General features: G+C 53.5%; 15 protein-coding genes and 1 other RNA gene. 6 read left to right on the forward strand and 10 right to left on the reverse strand.

The genetic code is table 11. From position 1 onward, the window contains the following. Positions 1-124: 124 nt before the first annotated feature. The 7 genes from ACJJIN_RS21415 to ACJJIN_RS21445 all read right to left on the reverse strand — a co-directional run bounded on the left by ACJJIN_RS21415 (position 125) and on the right by ACJJIN_RS21445 (position 9402). Positions 125-2686, reverse strand: a complete 2562-nt coding sequence (locus tag ACJJIN_RS21415) for a hypothetical protein (RefSeq protein WP_444896130.1) — start codon at positions 2684-2686, stop codon at positions 125-127. 752 nt (positions 2687-3438) lie between these two features. After that, positions 3439-3891, reverse strand: a complete 453-nt coding sequence (locus ACJJIN_RS21420; RefSeq protein WP_444896131.1) for a nucleoside deaminase — start codon at positions 3889-3891, stop codon at positions 3439-3441. A gap of 459 nt (positions 3892-4350) precedes the next feature. After that, positions 4351-4944 carry a hypothetical protein gene (locus ACJJIN_RS21425; RefSeq protein ID WP_108734457.1) on the reverse strand — a complete coding sequence of 198 codons (594 nt, stop codon included), beginning with the start codon at positions 4942-4944 and terminating at the stop codon, positions 4351-4353. 595 nt (positions 4945-5539) lie between these two features. Further along, positions 5540-5929: a transfer-messenger RNA gene (gene ssrA, locus ACJJIN_RS21430) on the reverse strand. Between the two features lie 172 nt (positions 5930-6101). Next, on the reverse strand, positions 6102-7448 hold the full coding sequence (locus ACJJIN_RS21435) for a sodium-dependent transporter (protein WP_413663282.1): 1347 nt from the start codon (positions 7446-7448) through the stop codon (positions 6102-6104). Between the two features lie 40 nt (positions 7449-7488). After that, positions 7489-7968: an SsrA-binding protein SmpB gene (smpB, locus tag ACJJIN_RS21440; RefSeq protein WP_282931304.1), complete on the reverse strand. Its 480-nt coding sequence runs from the start codon at positions 7966-7968 to the stop codon at positions 7489-7491. A 15-nt stretch (positions 7969-7983) separates the two neighbouring features. After that, the gene (locus tag ACJJIN_RS21445) at positions 7984-9402 is read right to left on the reverse strand and encodes a sodium-dependent transporter (protein ID WP_413663281.1); all 1419 of its coding nucleotides are present in this window, start codon (positions 9400-9402) and stop codon (positions 7984-7986) included. Positions 9403-9592: 190 nt separating this feature from the next. Between ACJJIN_RS21445 and ACJJIN_RS21450 the strand changes: the two genes are divergently transcribed. Further along, on the forward strand, positions 9593-10033 hold the full coding sequence (locus tag ACJJIN_RS21450; RefSeq protein ID WP_413663280.1) for a type II toxin-antitoxin system RatA family toxin: 441 nt from the start codon (positions 9593-9595) through the stop codon (positions 10031-10033). After that, positions 10030-10383: an RnfH family protein gene (locus tag ACJJIN_RS21455; RefSeq protein ID WP_413663279.1), complete on the forward strand. Its 354-nt coding sequence runs from the start codon at positions 10030-10032 to the stop codon at positions 10381-10383. The genes ACJJIN_RS21450 and ACJJIN_RS21455 overlap by 4 nt, the downstream gene beginning before the upstream one ends. On the opposite strand, the gene ACJJIN_RS21460 is transcribed toward ACJJIN_RS21455, so the two are convergent. Continuing rightward, a complete protein-coding gene (locus tag ACJJIN_RS21460) occupies positions 10380-10724 on the reverse strand; it encodes an outer membrane protein assembly factor BamE (protein ID WP_413663278.1) in 345 nt (114 codons plus the stop codon). The two genes, ACJJIN_RS21455 and ACJJIN_RS21460, sit on opposite strands and share 4 nt — an antisense overlap. Before the next feature lie 278 nt (positions 10725-11002). Between ACJJIN_RS21460 and fur the strand changes: the two genes are divergently transcribed. Then, positions 11003-11413, forward strand: coding sequence for a ferric iron uptake transcriptional regulator (fur, locus tag ACJJIN_RS21465; protein WP_282931309.1), 411 nt, complete (start codon positions 11003-11005; stop codon positions 11411-11413). Positions 11414-11463: 50 nt separating this feature from the next. On the opposite strand, the gene ACJJIN_RS21470 is transcribed toward fur, so the two are convergent. Beyond that, positions 11464-12063, reverse strand: a complete 600-nt coding sequence (locus tag ACJJIN_RS21470) for a 1-acyl-sn-glycerol-3-phosphate acyltransferase (protein WP_413663277.1) — start codon at positions 12061-12063, stop codon at positions 11464-11466. A gap of 281 nt (positions 12064-12344) precedes the next feature. Beyond that, positions 12345-14012 carry a DNA repair protein RecN gene (gene recN, locus ACJJIN_RS21475; RefSeq protein WP_444896132.1) on the reverse strand — a complete coding sequence of 556 codons (1668 nt, stop codon included), beginning with the start codon at positions 14010-14012 and terminating at the stop codon, positions 12345-12347. Between the two features lie 228 nt (positions 14013-14240). On the opposite strand from recN, the gene grpE reads away from it, so the two are divergent. From grpE to dnaJ, 3 genes are all read left to right on the forward strand, one after another. Next, positions 14241-14861: a nucleotide exchange factor GrpE gene (grpE, locus tag ACJJIN_RS21480; RefSeq protein ID WP_282931312.1), complete on the forward strand. Its 621-nt coding sequence runs from the start codon at positions 14241-14243 to the stop codon at positions 14859-14861. A 123-nt stretch (positions 14862-14984) separates the two neighbouring features. Continuing rightward, positions 14985-16931, forward strand: coding sequence for a molecular chaperone DnaK (dnaK, locus tag ACJJIN_RS21485; protein ID WP_282931313.1), 1947 nt, complete (start codon positions 14985-14987; stop codon positions 16929-16931). A 228-nt stretch (positions 16932-17159) separates the two neighbouring features. Then, positions 17160-18284 (forward strand): molecular chaperone DnaJ, encoded by a 1125-nt coding sequence (gene dnaJ / locus ACJJIN_RS21490; protein WP_282931314.1) that lies wholly within the window; start codon positions 17160-17162, stop codon positions 18282-18284. The last annotated feature ends 71 nt before the right edge of the window (positions 18285-18355 follow it).

The following is an 18355-nucleotide window of genomic DNA, read 5'->3' on the forward strand; positions in this document are numbered from 1 at the left end:
CACCACTAAGGTTTGCCGCGAGGTATTGGCGGCGCTGCGTCAAAAAAAGACTGGGCGTGTACACCGTCGCAGAAACTGCATGGGTTGCCCGGGCGTGCAATGGCCACCCGAGCAACCGCGCGATTTACTCCGGTACTGCGATAATTAGGAACGACACGTGCGATTCGCTGTTTTCTTGAGTGTGCTTGCTGTTTCCCGAGTCGCCGTCGCCGATCAGTGCGTGTGGATTGTGCAGTATGACCTGCGAGCCTGATGTGGAGTAGGTTTCCGAACCTCCGCCGACTTGCCGGATGTCGTGGTCACTGCTGTCGTAGTGGACGCGATAGCCAGACAGGAATACTGCCGCGTCGCTTATGGGCTGGCCCATCTCGACATACACGTCATCACTCGTTTTTTGGAGGTTTGTCACGTACTTTGCGACCAGAGGGGGGCTCTTGCTCAGCTCAATGAGATTGCCATCAATCGATGCGATGGCATTGTTGTCCGAGTCATCGTGCATCTGTGCAGTCGATTGGATACCCACTTCGTAGTTGTTAGGAACCGCGGTGGTTGCATCGAGCTCAATGGTACGAACGTGGTGTGACTTTGGGGGTTCGCTCGGGTCGTTGTCCTTGTGGTACTCGCACGCCCAGCCTCCGAGGGCAGCATAAGCCTCTGGCTCATCGAGGGGAATGTATTGGCTGGTTGATTCATTGGGGATATCGGTGATGGTTCTCGGTAGGATCACACCGTCTTTAGGGCCGTCGACGACTGCGATACATGACAATGTCAATTGGGAGTCTGAGGGGCTTAAACCTTTCTTCTGGCCGAACAAGGTGGCGTCAGGAGTGACGGTGAGGACGGCATTCTTGTTGTGGACCTGGGTGAGCGACAGGCCCAGCGTTTGCGTCTGGTGGTCCGTACCTCCTTCGTACTTGAAGAACCAGTAGGTGGCGGCAACGATGAAGCTCGTCACTTCTGAACCGTATTTGCTGAAGTCAAACCGGAACCTTCCGCCGTTTTCATCCAGCTGCTGATTGATGTGCTTCATCTGAATATTCGGAGGCGCGATTGGGGTGGAATGAAGCTTGATTGGCATATAGGCCCAGTCACCGCCAACCTGGAGATAGGCGGGCGAATTCGTCTTCTTGACCTGGAAGCCGGGAATCGCGATGTCGACACTCCCTTTCTTCGAACTCAAAATTGAGATGATCAATTGAATGACCCAGCCAAGGGGAACGAATGCCCACCAGAAGGGGAGCTTCGCTTTTGTTTTCACCTGAATGTTGAGCACATCGTCGTAGGCGTTGAAGCTTATCGTCGCAGAGAGCTTTAGGGTTTGGTAGACCCACAGGGTCATGGCCCCACGCTTCACTCTGATGTCGGCACTGATAACAAGATCGCCGTCGTTGTTGAACGCCGCTTGGAGGTTGTTTTCTTTGATTTTGATATGCGCACCCTCAATCACATCCTCGACGTCTGTGTTGAGGTACATTTTTTCGGGGTAGGTATCGGTCACCGTCAGCTGTGATGAGGTCAGTGGCGTTGCTTCAGCAATTGCCGTAGCCACCGAAGTCAAAATGATGTCGTTGGATACGATGAGTGCGGATGTACAGTTGCTAGGGACAGTCTGTGCTAGAAGCGCGTCTATTGGCTGGCGATTCCCACGGCATATCCCAAGTCCGAACAGGTTTGAGTCGGAGTCGCCATCAAAGGCTGTATACATCACCCCGATATCCAGGTTCCCGGCGGGCAGGGGGGTGTGTTGAGCAACCGTGTACTTGATGGGCCAATCAAAACTTGAGATGAGTTGGTCGACTGCTCCTTTCATCGCGTCGGTAATGTCGAGGCCCTTGATCGACTTTGAAAGTTGAATATCGCTGAGGTCAAGTTCCATCATGTCCCAGTTGGGCTTCTTGATGGTCACGGTGACTTGCCCATAGTGGTTGATGCTGGCGCTGGCTTGCATTTTGTCTAGGTCAAGAACGAGCCGGGCGTGACCGGGGCTTTGGCCCTGCGCATCTTCGATGTTGCTTGTGATACCTGGGAACTTGATGAACCCTGTGATGGGCAGGTCGAGCGTCGCCTTTAGGTCTTCGGGAGCGATGAAGGCGGGACAATCAAATGCGAACTCGTAGCGAACCTTGGCGGGGCCCTTGCCGACATTTCCGCTGAATGACCATTGGCCGGAGTCGCCTTCGAAGAGCTCGCTAATCCAATTGTTGACCGCTCCTTGAGTCGAGGCACTGATCAAATCCCAGCCTTGCGAAAGGTCTGGATCTGGCGAGGATTCAACTTCTTGCAGACCTTGCTGCTGTTCAATTTCTTCTTCAATTAAGTCGCCTGGCTCTTCTCGATCAAACAGGCCGCGCAGCTCCTCGACCAGCTCGGGGCTCGGGTCGCATACCCGCTGAAAGGTCGAAATTGGGTCGAGCGCAAATTGGCGTGCATTGCCTTCAGATTCACCGAGCCACTCGAGCATGCGAGCTTCATGTTGCAATAGGTTGCTCAGGACGGGGTCACGTCGCAGTGGGTCTGTTTGAGATGTTGGCGTGAATTCGAAAGAGAGAGAGGTCGAACTATCTAATTGTGAGGCTTGCTTGCCTAGCAGGCGCTGCAGGTCGTCAGGAGAGAGTGTGAGGGACGCGGTTTGCTTTTTGAGGCGGCGCTGCAGGCTGTCGGGAGAGAGTGTGAGAGTCTCTTCCATGATGATGCTCCGTAATCTTCATTAGTTTGATTTTTTTGAAAAGGCGAGTGGCCGGGTAACACCACGAGCCCTCTTTGATGCGGCAATCGAACATCAGGCCTACTAGAAAATTGCCACCCGCCCTAAGTTACTCTTTAAAAAGGCACCAGCCAACAAAGTCGAAGGCATTATCAGGGAAAATGTTGAAGTCTTTTGTTTGATAACATTTTTTGCGCCGTTATTGGGATGTTCTAAATGGAGGAGCCTTTCGGTGAAAAGTTACGGGACTATTGCAGCAGCAAAGGTTTTATCCATTGCTCTTGAGGTTATTGCTACTGGATGAGTATTGTGTGACAGATCAAAAACGTTCCCTTGGATATGAAAAGCGGAGGAAGGAGAGGGCTAAATAACGTGCCAAAAGCTGTTATCAGATTTTGAATAGCCGGATAAGACTGGGCTTTTTGGTGGGGATGAAAATGCGATGTGGCACGATATTCATGATGGGAAACCCGCACGACTCTGGTCTAAATGATAAAAGAAAAAAGCTAACCCCTATCTGGTAGAAGTTCGCCAATAAACTGAGCTAATGCATGCCGGCTCTGTGTTAGCTGGGTTATCTTTTAATCACGTATTTCTAGCTCGCTCTGTAGCGAGGCTTTGGATAGTGGGGTACTCATAAAATCGAGGGGTTGAATGCTCACTCTCTATGTACAGAAATAATTCTTTTATTGTTTTTGATTTAATTCCACTTTCATTCAATATTTTAATATTTTTTACTCGCCAATATCTTCATGCCAGATCTCAGGGTGCTGCTGGATAAATTCATTTATAAGATTAATACAGTCAGAATTATTTAGGGTGGTTAGGCTTATGCCTTCAGATCTGAGTAATAGTTCATCTCCCTGAAAGGTTTTGTTTTCACCGATAACAATATTCCTAATGCCGTATAGACGTATGGCTCCGCTGCACATAGGGCAGGGCGAAAGGGTCGTATAAAGCGTGCACTTTTGATACTCGACCGCTCGTAACCTTCCAGTCTTTTCCAATGCGTCCATTTCAGCATGCTTGATAACACTATCCTGTTGGATACGCTGATTGTGGCCTCTGCCGATAATTTCTCCATCACGCACTACTACACAGCCGGTGGGAACACCTCCTGCGGCCAAGCCCTTGCGCGCTTCCTCAATGGCTGCTTGCATAAACGCTTCGTGCTCAGACTTGCTCATGGCAGTCCTTTATTTAAATTTTTAAGGATGCTTGAAGTATAGAGTGAATAGCTTTATTGATACATTAATGAAAGCTAAGGTGACGGCGAAGACTATTGCCAATAGGTTTGTATTTTTCGACTAGTGATGGCTCTTACTGATATGAAAAAACCTTTATCGGTGTCAACAGGCGAGCAGCCTGCTTGATTGTTGATAAACCTTTCTCTCGTGTATAGGTGCAGCTCGTGAGTATTGTAAGGAGTGCATCACATGATCGATGGGTGAGGCTTTGTTCTTTATGGGGTGAGTGGCTAAGTGGTTTTTTTAAGGTATTGTTTTAACCAGGTTAATGGGTAGAAATATGGGTATTCCTAACACAATCTTGATTTGCCCCGCTTATTTAGAAGGTTCCGACAGGCATTGAGCCTGTCAGATGAAAAACGTCCAGCGCCTAGCGAGCTGCCGAAAGGGAAATCGAGATTATCTATTGCTATTCACTCTTTTAGAGCCGACGTACATTGCAAATAAACGAAGGCCGATGGAAATTAAGACAAGCATACTTGGCGCTGTATGAGCGGGTATTGCCTTTAATTGCGTGATTTCTCTTTGAAGGGTCATCGTTTGGTGTGGGTTGGTCTGGTGCTTTGGAACCTGAATGACGTTTTTCTTAAGTAATTTATCGAACGACTCGATTTCTCCCGCAAGCATATCCAGGAGTTCCAATTCGGTCTTGCCTTCCCATGGTAGCTGTGTCCTATATGCGTCAACTGCTTTACCAAGCTTTTTCCACTCTTCTGCGAGGAAGGCTTCAAGTGATGAAAGGGTTCTCAGCTTCGAGTTCATGGATTGATTGACTCGGTAGGCGTTTTGTCCATGAGCGCCGCTCGCCATCATTCCAGCAAAGTGCTGTACGTTATGTTTGGCGGTATTCAGGTTCCGGCTGATTAAGTTAAGTTGATCCAGGGTGCGAACCAGAGTCTGATCAAATCTCGGATCTTTATCCTTAATCGCTGTCAGAGCGGTGTTAACCAGTCGACTCACCTGTATCTTGGTTGCATGTTCGTTGATGGACATATCCCTTTATCCTCGTAAATCCATTGAAGAATGTGTTCCACCTCTCTGATTTGAGATGAATGTGCCACATTCAGGTTTTTGCTTGATGAAAACGCGAATTCTAAATTAAATCTGCCGAGTGTCGCGGTCTAATAGAGTACGGGCCATTGCACGGAAGCCGGGGGCGGTCATGGTTTCATTGTCATAGCCCAGTGACCAGGGCTAGAGCCTGTTTAGCAAGAGGGTTAATGTGTGGCTGGCCCATTTTCATTTTTTCGTTGGGCAGTTTTATGTGCTTGGCATCCCAATTGATTTCCGTCCACTCAAGTTTTCGCAATTCTCTAGCGGGCAGAGTAAGAGAGGGGGTAGTTTTAGGGCTGCTCTTACTATTGGGGTCGTCTATGGCAGTTAGTAGGCGCCCGATTTCAGTAGGGTCTGCAATTGCTGCCAGGTGTTTTTTCTTGGTGGGGCAGTGGCGCAAACCTGCTCGCCCCCGCAATTAACCCCACTAAAAATGGCTGGATTTGGGTTAGATTAATTGGGATGGTCCAGATAAGCAAAAACCCCGGAAACACTAGGTTTGCGGGGCTTTCGTGGGCTGTCTGAGACAGCAATTTGGTGGAGATGGCGGGAGTCGAACCCGCGTCCGTCAGCACTCTGCCAGAGGCTCTACATGCTTAGCTCCGTCTATTGATTTAACCCATTACAGCCCGGCGGTCAGGACGTATAGGGCGATCCCGAAATTTGTTTAACCGCTTACCCACGGGTATGGCTTGCGGCGATCCAGTTCTGTATAACAGTCTACAGCGCGATACTGGAACCTTGCTGAAGACTGCTAAGGGACGAACCCTTAGTTAGCGCTTCACAAGCTGCTTACGCAGCGAGTTGGGCACCGTAGTTGTCGTCGTTGGCAACTAATAAAATACAGCTTTGGATTTACGAGATTCGCTGCCATCTCGGCATGCACCCAAGGTTTCGTAACCGGCGTCGAATCCAAGTCATCCCCGATAAGAAACACTCATGTGTGTCACCTAAGTATACCTCAAAATTCACGTTAGCAATAAATTTTATGTAATTGGCATTTGAGCGATCAGAGTCGCTTTAGTCAGGCGCTTTGAGGGAGGGCTTAGGTGGGAAGGGAGTTCCCGGCGGTGAGGTACCGCCGGGGGGAGATCAGTTTAGCGAATGGACTGTACGAAAGCGGTCAGGATTAGCAGTGGGCAGACGATGCGCACGTACCAGGGCCAAATCTTCCAGAACAGGGTGTTTTCGATATCTTCATGGCCTTTCTTGAGCTCACTCAGTAGCTGGTCGCGGCGCCAGATCCAGCCGGCAAAGATACATAGTGCAATGCCGAGCAGGGGCTGGCCATATTCAGTACTGATACTGACTGCCAGTCCGAAGAGGGCGTCGAAGTTGTAGATGATGCCGCAGCTCACGCCGAAGATGATCAGGCCAACGATCGGGGTGGCGATGCGGCGGGGGATATTCAGGTTCTCGATAGAGAAGGCCACCGGCACTTCCAGCATGGAAATGGAGGAGGTGAGGGAGGCGATAACCATCAGTGCGAAGAAGGCGATGGCGACGAATATCCCGGCTTCACCCATGGTGTCGAACAGTGCTGGCAGCACTTGCAGAATCAAGCTCGGGCCGGCGATCAGGGAACCGTCGGCAGAGAAGATCTGGGTACCGGCTTCCTGGGCTACGTACATGGCGGGCAGGATTAGCAAGCCCGCTGTGAAGGCGATGCCCACATCAATCAGGGTTACCAGGGCGCCGAGGCGCGGCAGGCTTTCCTGCTGGCTCAGGTAGGAGCCGTAAATCAGCATGGTGCCTACACCCAGGGATAGGGAGAAGAAGGCCTGGCCCATGGCGGAAATTAGCAGATCCGGGGTGAAGTGGTCGAAGTTGGGCATCAGGTACACTTCCAGGCCGGTCAGGGCGCCGGGCTGGGTGAGTACGTAGCAGATCAACAGCAATAACAGGATGATCAGCGATGGCATCAACAGGGTGGACCAGCGCTCGATCCCCTTCTCAACACCACTGGCGATAATCAGCATGGTAAGACCACTGAAGATGGCGGTCATGATCATATTGCGATCGGTGCTGTTGCCGGCCAACCACTGGGCCGCCTCTTGGGCGCCGAACAGGCTGGCGAAAGGTTGGGCCAGGTGGGCCACCATCCAGCCCGCCACAATGGCGTAGAAGCTCAGGATCAGGGAGGCCACCAGGATACCGCCGAAGCCGGTCAGGCCCCCGAAAAAGCGGCTGATGGGCCCGTTGGAAATGGAGCGCAGCGCCTGCACCATATTGCGGCGCGCGTGGCGGCCGATGGTGAGTTCGGCCATCAGGGCCGGATAGGCGAGCGCAAAGGCTAGAAATAAGTAGGCGACTACAAAGGCGGCGCCGCCGTTGCTGGCAGCCTTGGTTGGAAAGCCCCAAATATTGCCGAGACCAACGGCGGAACCCGCCGCGGCCATCAAAAAGCCAATATTCGAGCTGAACTGTCCTCGCGGTGCACTCATGGTAAATCCCGTAATTATTCTTCTAATAGTTCACTGTGCACTATTTGTGCGCCGAGCGCATTAGGCGCTGCTTTTCGCGGTTCCAATCGCGCTTCTTCTCAGTCTCGCGTTTGTCATGGCTCGCCTTACCTTTGGCAAGGCAGACTTCGCACTTCACTAGATGCCCTTTCCAGTACATGGCTGTGGCAACCACGGTGTGGCCCTTCTGCTCAACAGCGGCGATCAGCTTGGAAAGTTCGCGCTTGGTGAGCAGCAGGCGACGGGTGCGGTCGGGCTCGGTAACAAAGTGGGTGGAGGCACTGGGCAGCGGCTGGATGTTGGCACCCAGCAGCCAGGCTTCACCGTTTTTGAAAATGACATAGCTGTCGGTCAGTTGGGCTTTGCCCTCCCGACAGCTTTTGACTTCCCAGCCTTTCATCTCAACGCCCGCCTCAAACTTTTCTTCAATGAAATAGTCGTGGCGGGCCTTCTTGTTGAGGGCGATGGTATTGGATGTTTGTGCTTTCTTTTTCTTGGCCATGAAAACTACGAGTGACTATATAAAACTGTGTCCAAAAAACTTCAGGGCCACGGTATTGATAAAGATAAGCAGCAGTATCAATGGGATAAAAGTGCCCAGGGAGAAGTTAACGTATTTTTGCGAAAACGAGCCTGCAAAGTTGCTGTCACCTTCTTGCAGCTCTTTATCAAAATTGGATTTCTTCCATTTGTAGATCACGAACAGACATACCAGCAGGCCGTTTAAAGGCAGGATGGTGTCGTAGAAGATGATCTCCACCAAATCGAAGAACGACTTGTTTGCGCCGGCCAGTTGTACAAACTCTGTAAACCAAGTGGCCATACCGAATGATACGGCGCAAGCGATGGCCAGTACAAATTGAACTGCCGCAACGATGTAGATGGCCTTCTTACGCTCCATGTTGCGCTCGTCGCGCAGGGTGGCGATAGGCACCTCGATAATGGAAACCAGTGAGGTAATGGCGGCAACCAGTACCAGGAAGAAGAAGATGGCCGCTACGGCGCTGGCGCCCATGTAGCCGATTCCGTCTTGCAAAGCGAGGAATATCTTCGGCAGGAACAGGAAGATCATACCGGCGGACGAGTCGCTCAGCTCTGTCGGATCAATCTGCGGGTTAAAGTGGAAAATACTCGGCAAAATTAGCAGGCCAGCAGTAAAGGCTACCAATGTGTCAGTAATCGCAACGGCACGGGAAGAACCGGGAATGGAGTCCTTCTTCTTCATATAGGAGCCGTAGGTAATCATGATGCCCATTCCCAGAGACAGGGAGAAGAAGGCCTGGGCCATGGCTTTACTGATTACGTTGCCATCAATTTTGCTGAAGTCGGGTACCAGGTAGTACTGCAAACCGAGGGCGGCGTTATCCAGAGTCAGTACAAAGAACACTAGTCCCAATAACATGACAAACAGCATGGGCATCAGGGTTTTTGCGGCCCGCTCGATACCGTCTTTAACGCCCATAGCGAGAATGGCATTGATGATCAGCATCAGGACAACCAGGTAAATAAATACCGTGGGTGTATTGATAAAGTGGATAAAGAAATCCGGGGTGGCGAGCTTATCCAGGTTGCCGGAGAAGATCTCTACCAGGTATCCCATTACCCATACGGTAACTACCAGATAAAAAACCGCGATCATAAATGGCGTGATCAGGGCCAGCCAGCCGGGAATACTCCACAGCGTGGAGCCCTTGGATATCTGCCGATAGGCCCCGACGGGGTCTTTATCTGAACGGCGTCCCATAGCGAGTTCGGCCATCATCACAGGCAGACAGATCAGAAATACGAAGAGAGCGTAGACCAGTAAGAAGGCGCCGCCCCCGCTCTTGGTGGCTGCTACAGGGAATGCGACCAGGTTGCCAATACCGACGGCGGAACCTGCTGCGGCCAGGATAAAGCCCAGCCTTGACCCAAAATGCTCTCTCACTGCGGTCATAAGTACTCTCGCTATTATTTTTTGAATGCTTGTAGTTTTTGTTACTGCGGCTGGGGCTAAGTGTGGCCCACCGGTAAAAAATGCGATTGTTACAGGAATTGTCTTGCTTGAGTAGCGCCGACTGGCAAAATTAGCCGTTCAACGGTAATCCCAGGTAATTTTGCCTGATGGACTGGATTAGACAGTAGGAATGACTGAAATAGAACGCAGTGCGCTGGTGATGTACAGCGCGGAACAAATGTTTGATCTGGTCAACGATGTGGCCAGTTACCCGCAATTTTTACCCGGCTGTCGCGCTGCGGAGATTATCCACAGCGATGACACCACTTTAGAGGCGCGCCTGGATTTGTCGCGCGCGGGTATAAAGCAGAGCTTTGTAACCCGAAACCAGCTGGTGCGTCCCAAGTCGATGACGCTCAAGTTGGTGGATGGTCCTTTCGAGCAGTTCGAGGGACTGTGGGAATTTACTCCACTGGCTGAAAATGCCTGTAAAGTGAGTTTTACCCTTTCGTTCTCGATGAAAAATCGATTGATCGCGGCGGCTGCGGGAAAAATTTTCAGTGACCTGGCCAACCAGATGGTCGCGGTTATGTGTGAGCGCGCGGAAGAAGTTTACGGGAAACCCCAATGACAGAAGAGAAAACAATCTCGGTGGAGGTGGTGTACGCACTGCCCCACGAACAGCGATTAATGCGTTTGTTGGTGTCAGAGGGTACCACTGCGCGGGAGGCGCTAATTCGCTCGGGAATTCCCAAGGAGTATCCTGAAGTCGATCCGGATACGGCAAAGATGGGTATTTTTGCCCAGGTGCTGGGGAGTAAGGGGCTGCCGCCGGCGGAAAGTTATGTCCTGCAACCCGGGGACCGGGTTGAGGTGTATCGCCCCTTGATCGCCGATCCCAAAGAGGCGCGCAAGCAGCGCGCCGAGAAAGCCAAGCGTATGGCTGAGAAGAAGAAAGGCGCCGAGGGGACTTCCGCTTAGGGCCAGCCTGTGGGCTGCCAGTCGCCGCTGGTGGCTACCAGGGAGTCTTCATCAAAGTAAACGCTAAAGGTCTTTTGGGTGATGTTGCCTTTCTTGTCGCGAAGGCGATTGACGTAATCCCAGCGGTTGGGGTTGTACGTATCTTCCAGCAGCGGAGTGCCCAGAACAAACTGTACCTGGCGTCGCGTCATCCCTGGCTTTAGCTGATCCACCATCTCCTGGGTAATGATATTGCCCTGCTGCACCTCAATACGGTGTACACCGGGGAATTTTACGAGTGTGCAAGCTCCCAGCAAGCTGCAGAGGAAGGCGATAGTGAGAAATCTCAGACTAGGCGGCATTCATTGCTCCATTATTCGGTTTCAAACGGCAGCGCTCACGCTGATTTCTTACAAACAGTCAGTTTAGTCTCAAGTGGAGAAAAAAAGTTCCTCCACTTACCAGTTCTGCCCTAAGTGAGCAGTACGGGGTTTCTCTGACTCCGTAGGGCATGGGATAATACCTGAAGAGTTGGCTCGCTGACAGACGGGACTCCAGGGTCGGAATCCTTTATAAATGGCCGCTGTGGGTTTGGGCAACTTCGGATAACTTTTAAAATCCTGCCGGGAAATATTGATACATGTCGAACGAAAACCAGGAATTGCGCAAGGCTGGCCTCAAGGTCACTCTGCCGCGGGTGAAGATTCTGCAATTGCTCGAAAGCACTAGTGAGCAGCATTTGAGTGCTGAGGATGTCTATAAGCTGTTGCTGGAGGCGGGAGAGGATGTCGGCCTAGCTACTGTGTACCGGGTATTGACCCAGTTTGAGAGCGCGGGCCTGGTAGTGCGCCACAACTTCGATGGCGGCCACTCCGTATTCGAGCTGGACCGTGGCGATCACCACGATCACATGGTGTGTACCGATACCGGTAAGGTTATCGAGTTCCACAATGAAGAGATTGAGGAGCTACAGCGCCAGATCGCTGAAGAGCACGGCTATGAGCTGACTGGCCACAGCCTGGTTCTGTATGTGACAGAAAAAGAGAAGTGATTCTTCCGGGTGCGGTATTCACCGCACCCTTCAAATGCTTACGCTGAGTGTTACGACTGGCAGGGTGGGGTGTAAAGCTCTGGGAACTTGCCAATTTTATCAGCGTAAAATTCCTTGAGCTTCAACAGCTCGGCTTCCAGGTTTTCACTGAATTGCGCTATCGGGCCTATGCCCACTTCTTTTTTGGGGAAGCTGATATAGCCCAGCACTACCGGAACCCTGGCGTTGCGGGCGATATGGTAAAAGCCGGTCTTCCAGCGTTCCGCCAAACCGCGAGTGCCCTCGGGGGGAATAGCGATAACCAGTTCTTTGCGCAGTTTGAACTGCCTGGCGGTGGCATCCACCAGGTTGTTGGCTTTGCTGCGGTCTACGGCGATACCGCCGAACCAGCGCATGGGGCCACCCAGCGGGAAGGTAAACAGCTTGTCTTTGCCCATCCACTGCGGGGTCATCTTCAGTTTGAGTGCGGCGAGAATAAAGTAATAGCCATCCCAGTTAGTGGTATGGGGGGCGCCGATCAATACGTACTGCTTTAGTTTGAGAGACTGCTCGTCAGCTTTGACACGCCAGCCGTGCAACTTCAGTAGCACCCGTGCAACCAAGCGGAGGATTGGGGTGACAATAGGGGTGTTGAAAATCGTTCTCTGCATAACCTCGGCCGGGACTACTCATACATCGAAAAATAAGCCGCCAAGTATATGGTGACTTTACCCGCCGCTCCCAGTCATATTTGTGCGTTTGTCCTAAATCGGCACATATATCCGATGAAAGGGGTGGTTTACCGGATTGTGTGGCGGTCATTTATTGATCTACGGTATAAGATTGCTTACCAAAATGCACCATTTTTGCCCTTTGGTGACATTTGGCGCCGGAATTGTATGAAGGAGGTAGGGCTGACTCCATAGCCAGCCCGAGAGAAGGGTTTGGGGGATTAAATTCTCTCCAGCATTTCCTCAGCATGAGCCAGGGATTGGGCGGTGGGGGCGCCGCCGAGCATGCGCGCCACTTCTTCGCGGCGCTCGCCGTTGGTGAGTTCGCGCAGTGCCACAAAAACACTTTCGCCATCGCTGTGCTTCTCCACCAGGTATTGGCGGTGGGCTCGCGCCGCTACCTGGGCCAAGTGGGTCACACAGATCACCTGGCCGCTGCGACCATTGCGGGTTTCTCCCAGTTGACGCAGCAGGCGGCCCACCACATCACCGGTGGCGCCGCCGATACCCACATCCACCTCGTCGAATACCAGGGTGGGGGTGCGGGAGGTTTGCGCAGTTACCACCTGGATTGCGAGGCTGACCCTGGAGAGTTCACCGCCGGAGGCAATCTTGCCCAGGGGGCGAGGCGGTTGGCCCGGGTTGGTGGAAATTAAAATTTCTGCTTCTTCAAGTCCCTGGCTATTGGGCGTATCCAGCTCTTGTAGTGATAGCTCTACTCGAGCGTGAGGCATGGCCAGGTCGGCCAGCTGGCCGTTCACGGCCTCCGCCAGCGAAGCTGCCGCTTTACTGCGCAGCTTGCTGAGTTTGCCGGCAACTTTTCTGTATTGCTTCTCCAGTTGTTCACAATCTGCGGCAAGGCGCTCCAGGGCATCTGGGCTGCCGATATCGTCCAGTTCTGCCTGTAACTGCTGCTGTAGTGCCGGCAGCTCCTGCGGTTGGACTCGGTGTTTACGCGCCGCCTGGTAGATGGCGCTGAGCCTGTCTTCAACTTCGGAGAGTCGCTCCGGGTCCATCTCGAAGCGGTCGATATGTCGGGAGAGGGTGGCTGCGGCCTCATCCACCTGGATGCGCGCACTGTCGAGCATCTGCGCCACTTCCACTAAGGCTGGGGCCTGCCCGGGCATGGAGGACAGCAGTTGCAGGGCGCGGTGCAGCTGTTCGGCGATATCGCCTTCACCGCCGGACAAGAAAGCGGCCAGCTGGTAGCTGCCACTGAGGATTTCTCCGGCATTGGCCAGCTGTTGCTGTTCGCTCTCGAGGGACTCTATTTCCCCTTCGCTCAAGCCAAGTTGATCCAGTTCCTTAAGCTGGTATTCCAGCAAGTGGCGGCGGGCTTCGGCTTCCTCGGCGCTGTCGGCCAGTGTGCGATAGCGGCGATAGTGATCCCGCCAGGTTTTGAAGCGGCTGCGGGTCTCTGCGGCGAGTTCCTGGGCCTGGGCGTATTCATCCAGCAGGCGCAGGTGTGTTTCTTTCTTCAGCAGGGATTGGTGTTCGTGCTGGCTGTGGATATCGATTAGCTGCTCGCCCAGGGCGCGTAGCTGCAACAGAGTGACCGGTTGGCCGTTGATATAGGCGCGGGAGCGGCCGTCGGCGCCGATAGTGCGGCGCAGAATGACCTCCTGCCCGGCGTCCAGCTCCTGGGACTCGAGCCAGCTGGCAGCGCTGGGGTGCTCGGCGATATCAAATGTGGCGCTAATATCGGCGCGATTGGCGCCGGTGCGCACAAGCTCAGCGCTGCCGCGACCGCCTAGTGCCAGGCCGAGGGCATCCAAGGTGATTGACTTACCCGCGCCGGTCTCGCCGGTCAGGGTGCTGGTACCGGGACCAAACTCCAACTCCAGTTGGTCCACCAGGGTGAATTGGCTGATAGACAGATGCAGCAGCATAGAGATCGCTTGTGTCCTTGCTAATCGGCGGGCGCCCGGCCCAATTAGTGGTTATTTATACAGTATTCGTTCCCGGTTAGCTATAGGGGCGGGGCCACATTACTCTGAGGATGTGCGCTAGCGCGAAAAACCACTTGAACTGTGCGGGGATGTCCCCATATAGGCTCCAGTGCCCGAGAGACGGGCTCAACTCACATTACTGACAGAGTCGACGCGACGGAGAAAGCAGTGGCCAGAGAGCGCAGCGAAGAAGATCAGATTAAAGAGGGGGCGGAGCACGCACCAGCTACAGACGAGGGCGTTTCAGCAGAGATTGAAGACCCTTCCTCTATAGAAAGCGAACTTGCCGAGGAAGCCCTGCGGGAAGAGGCCGAAGGTGCCGATGCCCTGCACGAGGAAATTATCAAGTTGCAGGAGCAGCTGGCAGCGCACAAGGATATGGCCCTGCGCGCCCAGGCGGAAGAGCAGAATGCCCGCCGCCGCGCGCAACAGGATATCGAGCGCGCGCGCAAATTTGCGGTAGAGAAGTTGCTGCAGGATTTGCTACCTGTAGTGGACAACCTCGAGCGTGCACTGGCGACGATCGATACGGCCGACGAAGCCAACAAGGCCTTGGTAGAAGGTATCGAGCTGACCCACAAATCTTTCGTTGAAACCCTGACGAAAAATGCTGTGGAAGTTGTCGATCCGGCCGGTGAGCCCTTCGACCCTGAGCTGCACCAGGCTATGACCCAGGTGCCCAACGGCGAGGTGGAGCCGAACACGGTTCTGGATGTGTTTCAAAAAGGTTATCGCCTCAATGGCCGCCTGGTTCGCCCGGCCATGGTGGTGGTCAGCAAAGCGCCGTAACGGCAGAAGTGTAAAGCGGCCTTGAAATTTAGCGGCCGGCACCAATATAGCTGACATCAAGAATTATTCGCGCGGTGTAAACAGAACATAGCTGGCAGCGCGCATCAAAAGAGGATTTTACAGATGGGAAAAATTATCGGCATCGACCTGGGTACCACTAACAGCTGTGTAGCGGTACTGGATGGTGACAAAGCGCGTGTAATCGAAAACGCCGAAGGCGATCGCACTACACCTTCTATTGTTGCCTTCACTGACGACAACGAAATTCTGGTAGGTCAGTCTGCCAAGCGTCAGGCGGTGACCAATCCCCAAAATACTCTGTTTGCGGTTAAGCGTTTGATCGGCCGTAAATTCAAAGACGACGTTGTCCAGAAAGATATCAAGATGGTTCCTTACACCATCACTGAAGCTGACAACGGCGACGCTTGGGTAGAAGTGAAAGGCGATAAAAAAGCTCCGCCGCAGATCTCTGCCGAAGTCCTGAAGAAAATGAAAAAGACTGCGGAAGACTTCCTCGGCGAGAAAGTAGAAGCTGCAGTAATTACCGTACCGGCTTACTTCAACGACTCCCAGCGTCAGGCCACTAAAGACGCCGGCCGCATCGCGGGCCTGGACGTTAAGCGTATTATCAACGAGCCGACTGCCGCTGCACTGGCATACGGCCTGGACAAGCAGGGCGGTGACCGCACTGTAGCGGTATACGACCTGGGTGGTGGTACCTTCGATATCTCCATCATCGAAATTGCCGACGTCGATGGCGAGAAGCAGTTCGAAGTACTGTCCACCAACGGTGACACTTTCCTCGGTGGTGAAGACTTCGACCTGCGCCTGATCGAATACCTCGCAGACGAGTTCAAGAAAGACCAGGGCATCGACCTGAAAGGTGACCCCCTGGCAATGCAGCGCCTGAAAGAAGCTGCAGAAAAAGCCAAGATCGAGCTGTCCTCCAGCCAGCAGACCGAAGTCAACCTGCCGTACATCACTGCAGACGCTACAGGTCCCAAGCACTTAGTGGTTAAACTGACCCGCGCCAAGCTGGAAAGCCTGGTAGAAGAGCTGGTTACCCGTTCCCTGGAGCCGGTAAAAATCGCTCTGCAAGACGCTGACCTGTCCGCTTCCGGTGTAGACGAAGTGATCCTGGTAGGCGGTCAGACCCGTATGCCAATGGTTCAACAGAAAGTCACCGAGTTCTTCGGCAAAGAGCCGCGCAAAGACGTTAACCCCGACGAAGCCGTTGCCATGGGTGCTGCTATCCAGGGTGCCGTACTGTCCGGTGACGTTAAAGACGTACTGCTGCTGGACGTAACTCCGCTGACCCTGGGTATCGAAACCATGGGTGGCGTTGCGACTCCGCTGATCGACAAGAACACCACTATCCCCACCAAGAAGTCCCAGGTTTTCTCCACTGCGGATGACAACCAGACTGCGGTAACCATTCACGTGGTTCAGGGTGAGCGCAAGCAGGCTGCACAGAACAAATCCCTGGGTCGTTTCGATCTGGCCGATATCCCACCGGCACCGCGCGGCATGCCGCAGATCGAAGTAACCTTCGACATCGATGCCAACGGTATCCTGCACGTACACGCGAAGGACAAGGCCACTGGTAAAGAGCAGTCCATCGTGATCCAGGCTTCCTCCGGTCTGTCCGAGGACGAGATCGATAAGATGGTTCAGGACGCTGAGGCCAATGCCGAAGCGGACAAGCAGTTCGAAGAGCTGGTGCAGACTCGCAACACGCTCGACGGCCTGATTTCTGCGACCAAGAAAACTCTGGAAGAAGCTGGCGACAAAGCTACCGCTGAAGAGAAAGCAGCTATTGAAGCGGCTGTTACCGAAGCGGAAGAAGCCGTTAAAGGCAATGATAAGGCCGCAATGGAAGCTGCAACTACCAAGCTGACTGAAGCTTCCGGTCCGGTTGCCCAGAAGATGTACGCCGAGCAGGCTCAAGCCGCTGGTGCTGAAGGTGCCGCTGGCGCTGGTGCCCAGGGCGAGCAGCAGTCCTCCGCTGGCGACGACGCGGTAGACGCAGAGTTCGAAGAAGTTAAGGACGACAAAAAAGAAGGTAAGTAAGCGTTCGCTTGCAATTCCGGTGGCAGCTTTTAAAGTGGCCGCCGGAGAACTTCAGGGGCGCGGCGCCTTACTTTCAGAGGCCCGCGCCCTGTGTTGTTTCAGGTATCCGCCAATATTTGCCGAGTTTTCGCAGTTTTGGTGGTGCTCCGTTCGCGGAGCTTAGTTAGAAACCGAGAAGTAGAAAGAGAGTTTGGCCGTTCTTGATGCCGGACCAGAGAACATAGTTTTATGTCGAAACGCGATTATTACGAAGTCCTCGGCGTCGAGCGCGGCGCTTCGGATGCAGAGCTGAAAAAAGCCTACCGCCGGGTGGCAATGAAGTTTCACCCGGACCGTAACCCCGATGACAAGGAATCTGAGAACAAATTCAAGGAGGCCAATGAGGCCTACGAGGTTTTGTCGGATTCCGAGAAGCGCGCAGCTTATGACCAGTTTGGCCACGCCGGTGTGGAAGGCCAGATGGGCGGTGGCGGCGCTGGTGGATTCGGTGGCTTCTCCGATATTTTTGGCGATGTGTTCGGCGATATCTTCGGTGGTGGCGGCGGTGGCCGTCGCGGCGGCCCTGCTCGCGGTTCCGATCTGCGCTATGACCTGGAATTGGACCTGGAAGACGCGGTGCGCGGCACCACGGTCAAGATTCGCGTTCCGACTCTGGCAGCCTGTGGTACCTGTAGCGGTTCCGGGGCCAAGCCCGGTTCCTCTCCGCAAACCTGTGGCACCTGTGGTGGTGCTGGCCAGGTGCGTATGCAGCAGGGTTTCTTCTCTGTTCAGCAAACCTGCCCCAACTGTCGCGGTCGCGGTACCACTATCTCCGATCCCTGTGGCAGCTGTCACGGTCGCGGTCGCGTAGAGGAAACCAAAACCCTGTCCGTTAAGGTACCGCCCGGTGTGGATACCGGCGATCGCATTCGCCTGTCTGGTGAAGGTGAAGCCGGGCCCGATGGCGGCCCCGCTGGTGACCTCTATGTACAGGTAGTGGTAAAAGAGCACGATCTGTTCCAGCGTGATGGCAAGAACCTCTACTGCGAAGTGCCGATTAGTTTCGTTTCCGCTGCCCTCGGTGGTGAGCTGGAAGTGCCGACTCTCGACGGTAAAGTGAAGCTGAAGATTCCTGCGGAAAGCCAGACCGGCAAGCTGTTCCGCCTGCGTGGCAAGGGTGTTTCCCCGGTTCGCGGTGGTGCAACCGGCGACCTGCTGTGTCGCGTTGTGGTAGAAACACCGGTGAACCTGTCCGGCAAGCAAAAAGACTTGTTGCAAGAGTTCTCTAATACCCTCAGCGAAAAGAAAAATTCACCGCGTCAGACCGGTTGGTTTGAAGGAGTGAAAAACTTCTTTGGTGATATGAAGCTTTAATCGCTGTTAGCACCGGCAAAACCTTAAATTGTTTTGCGGGTTGCCTATTTAAAAAGGCTCGAGAGCATTAG

The sequence above is a fragment of the Microbulbifer maximicatervae (SeqCode) genome (assembly GCF_052467505.1).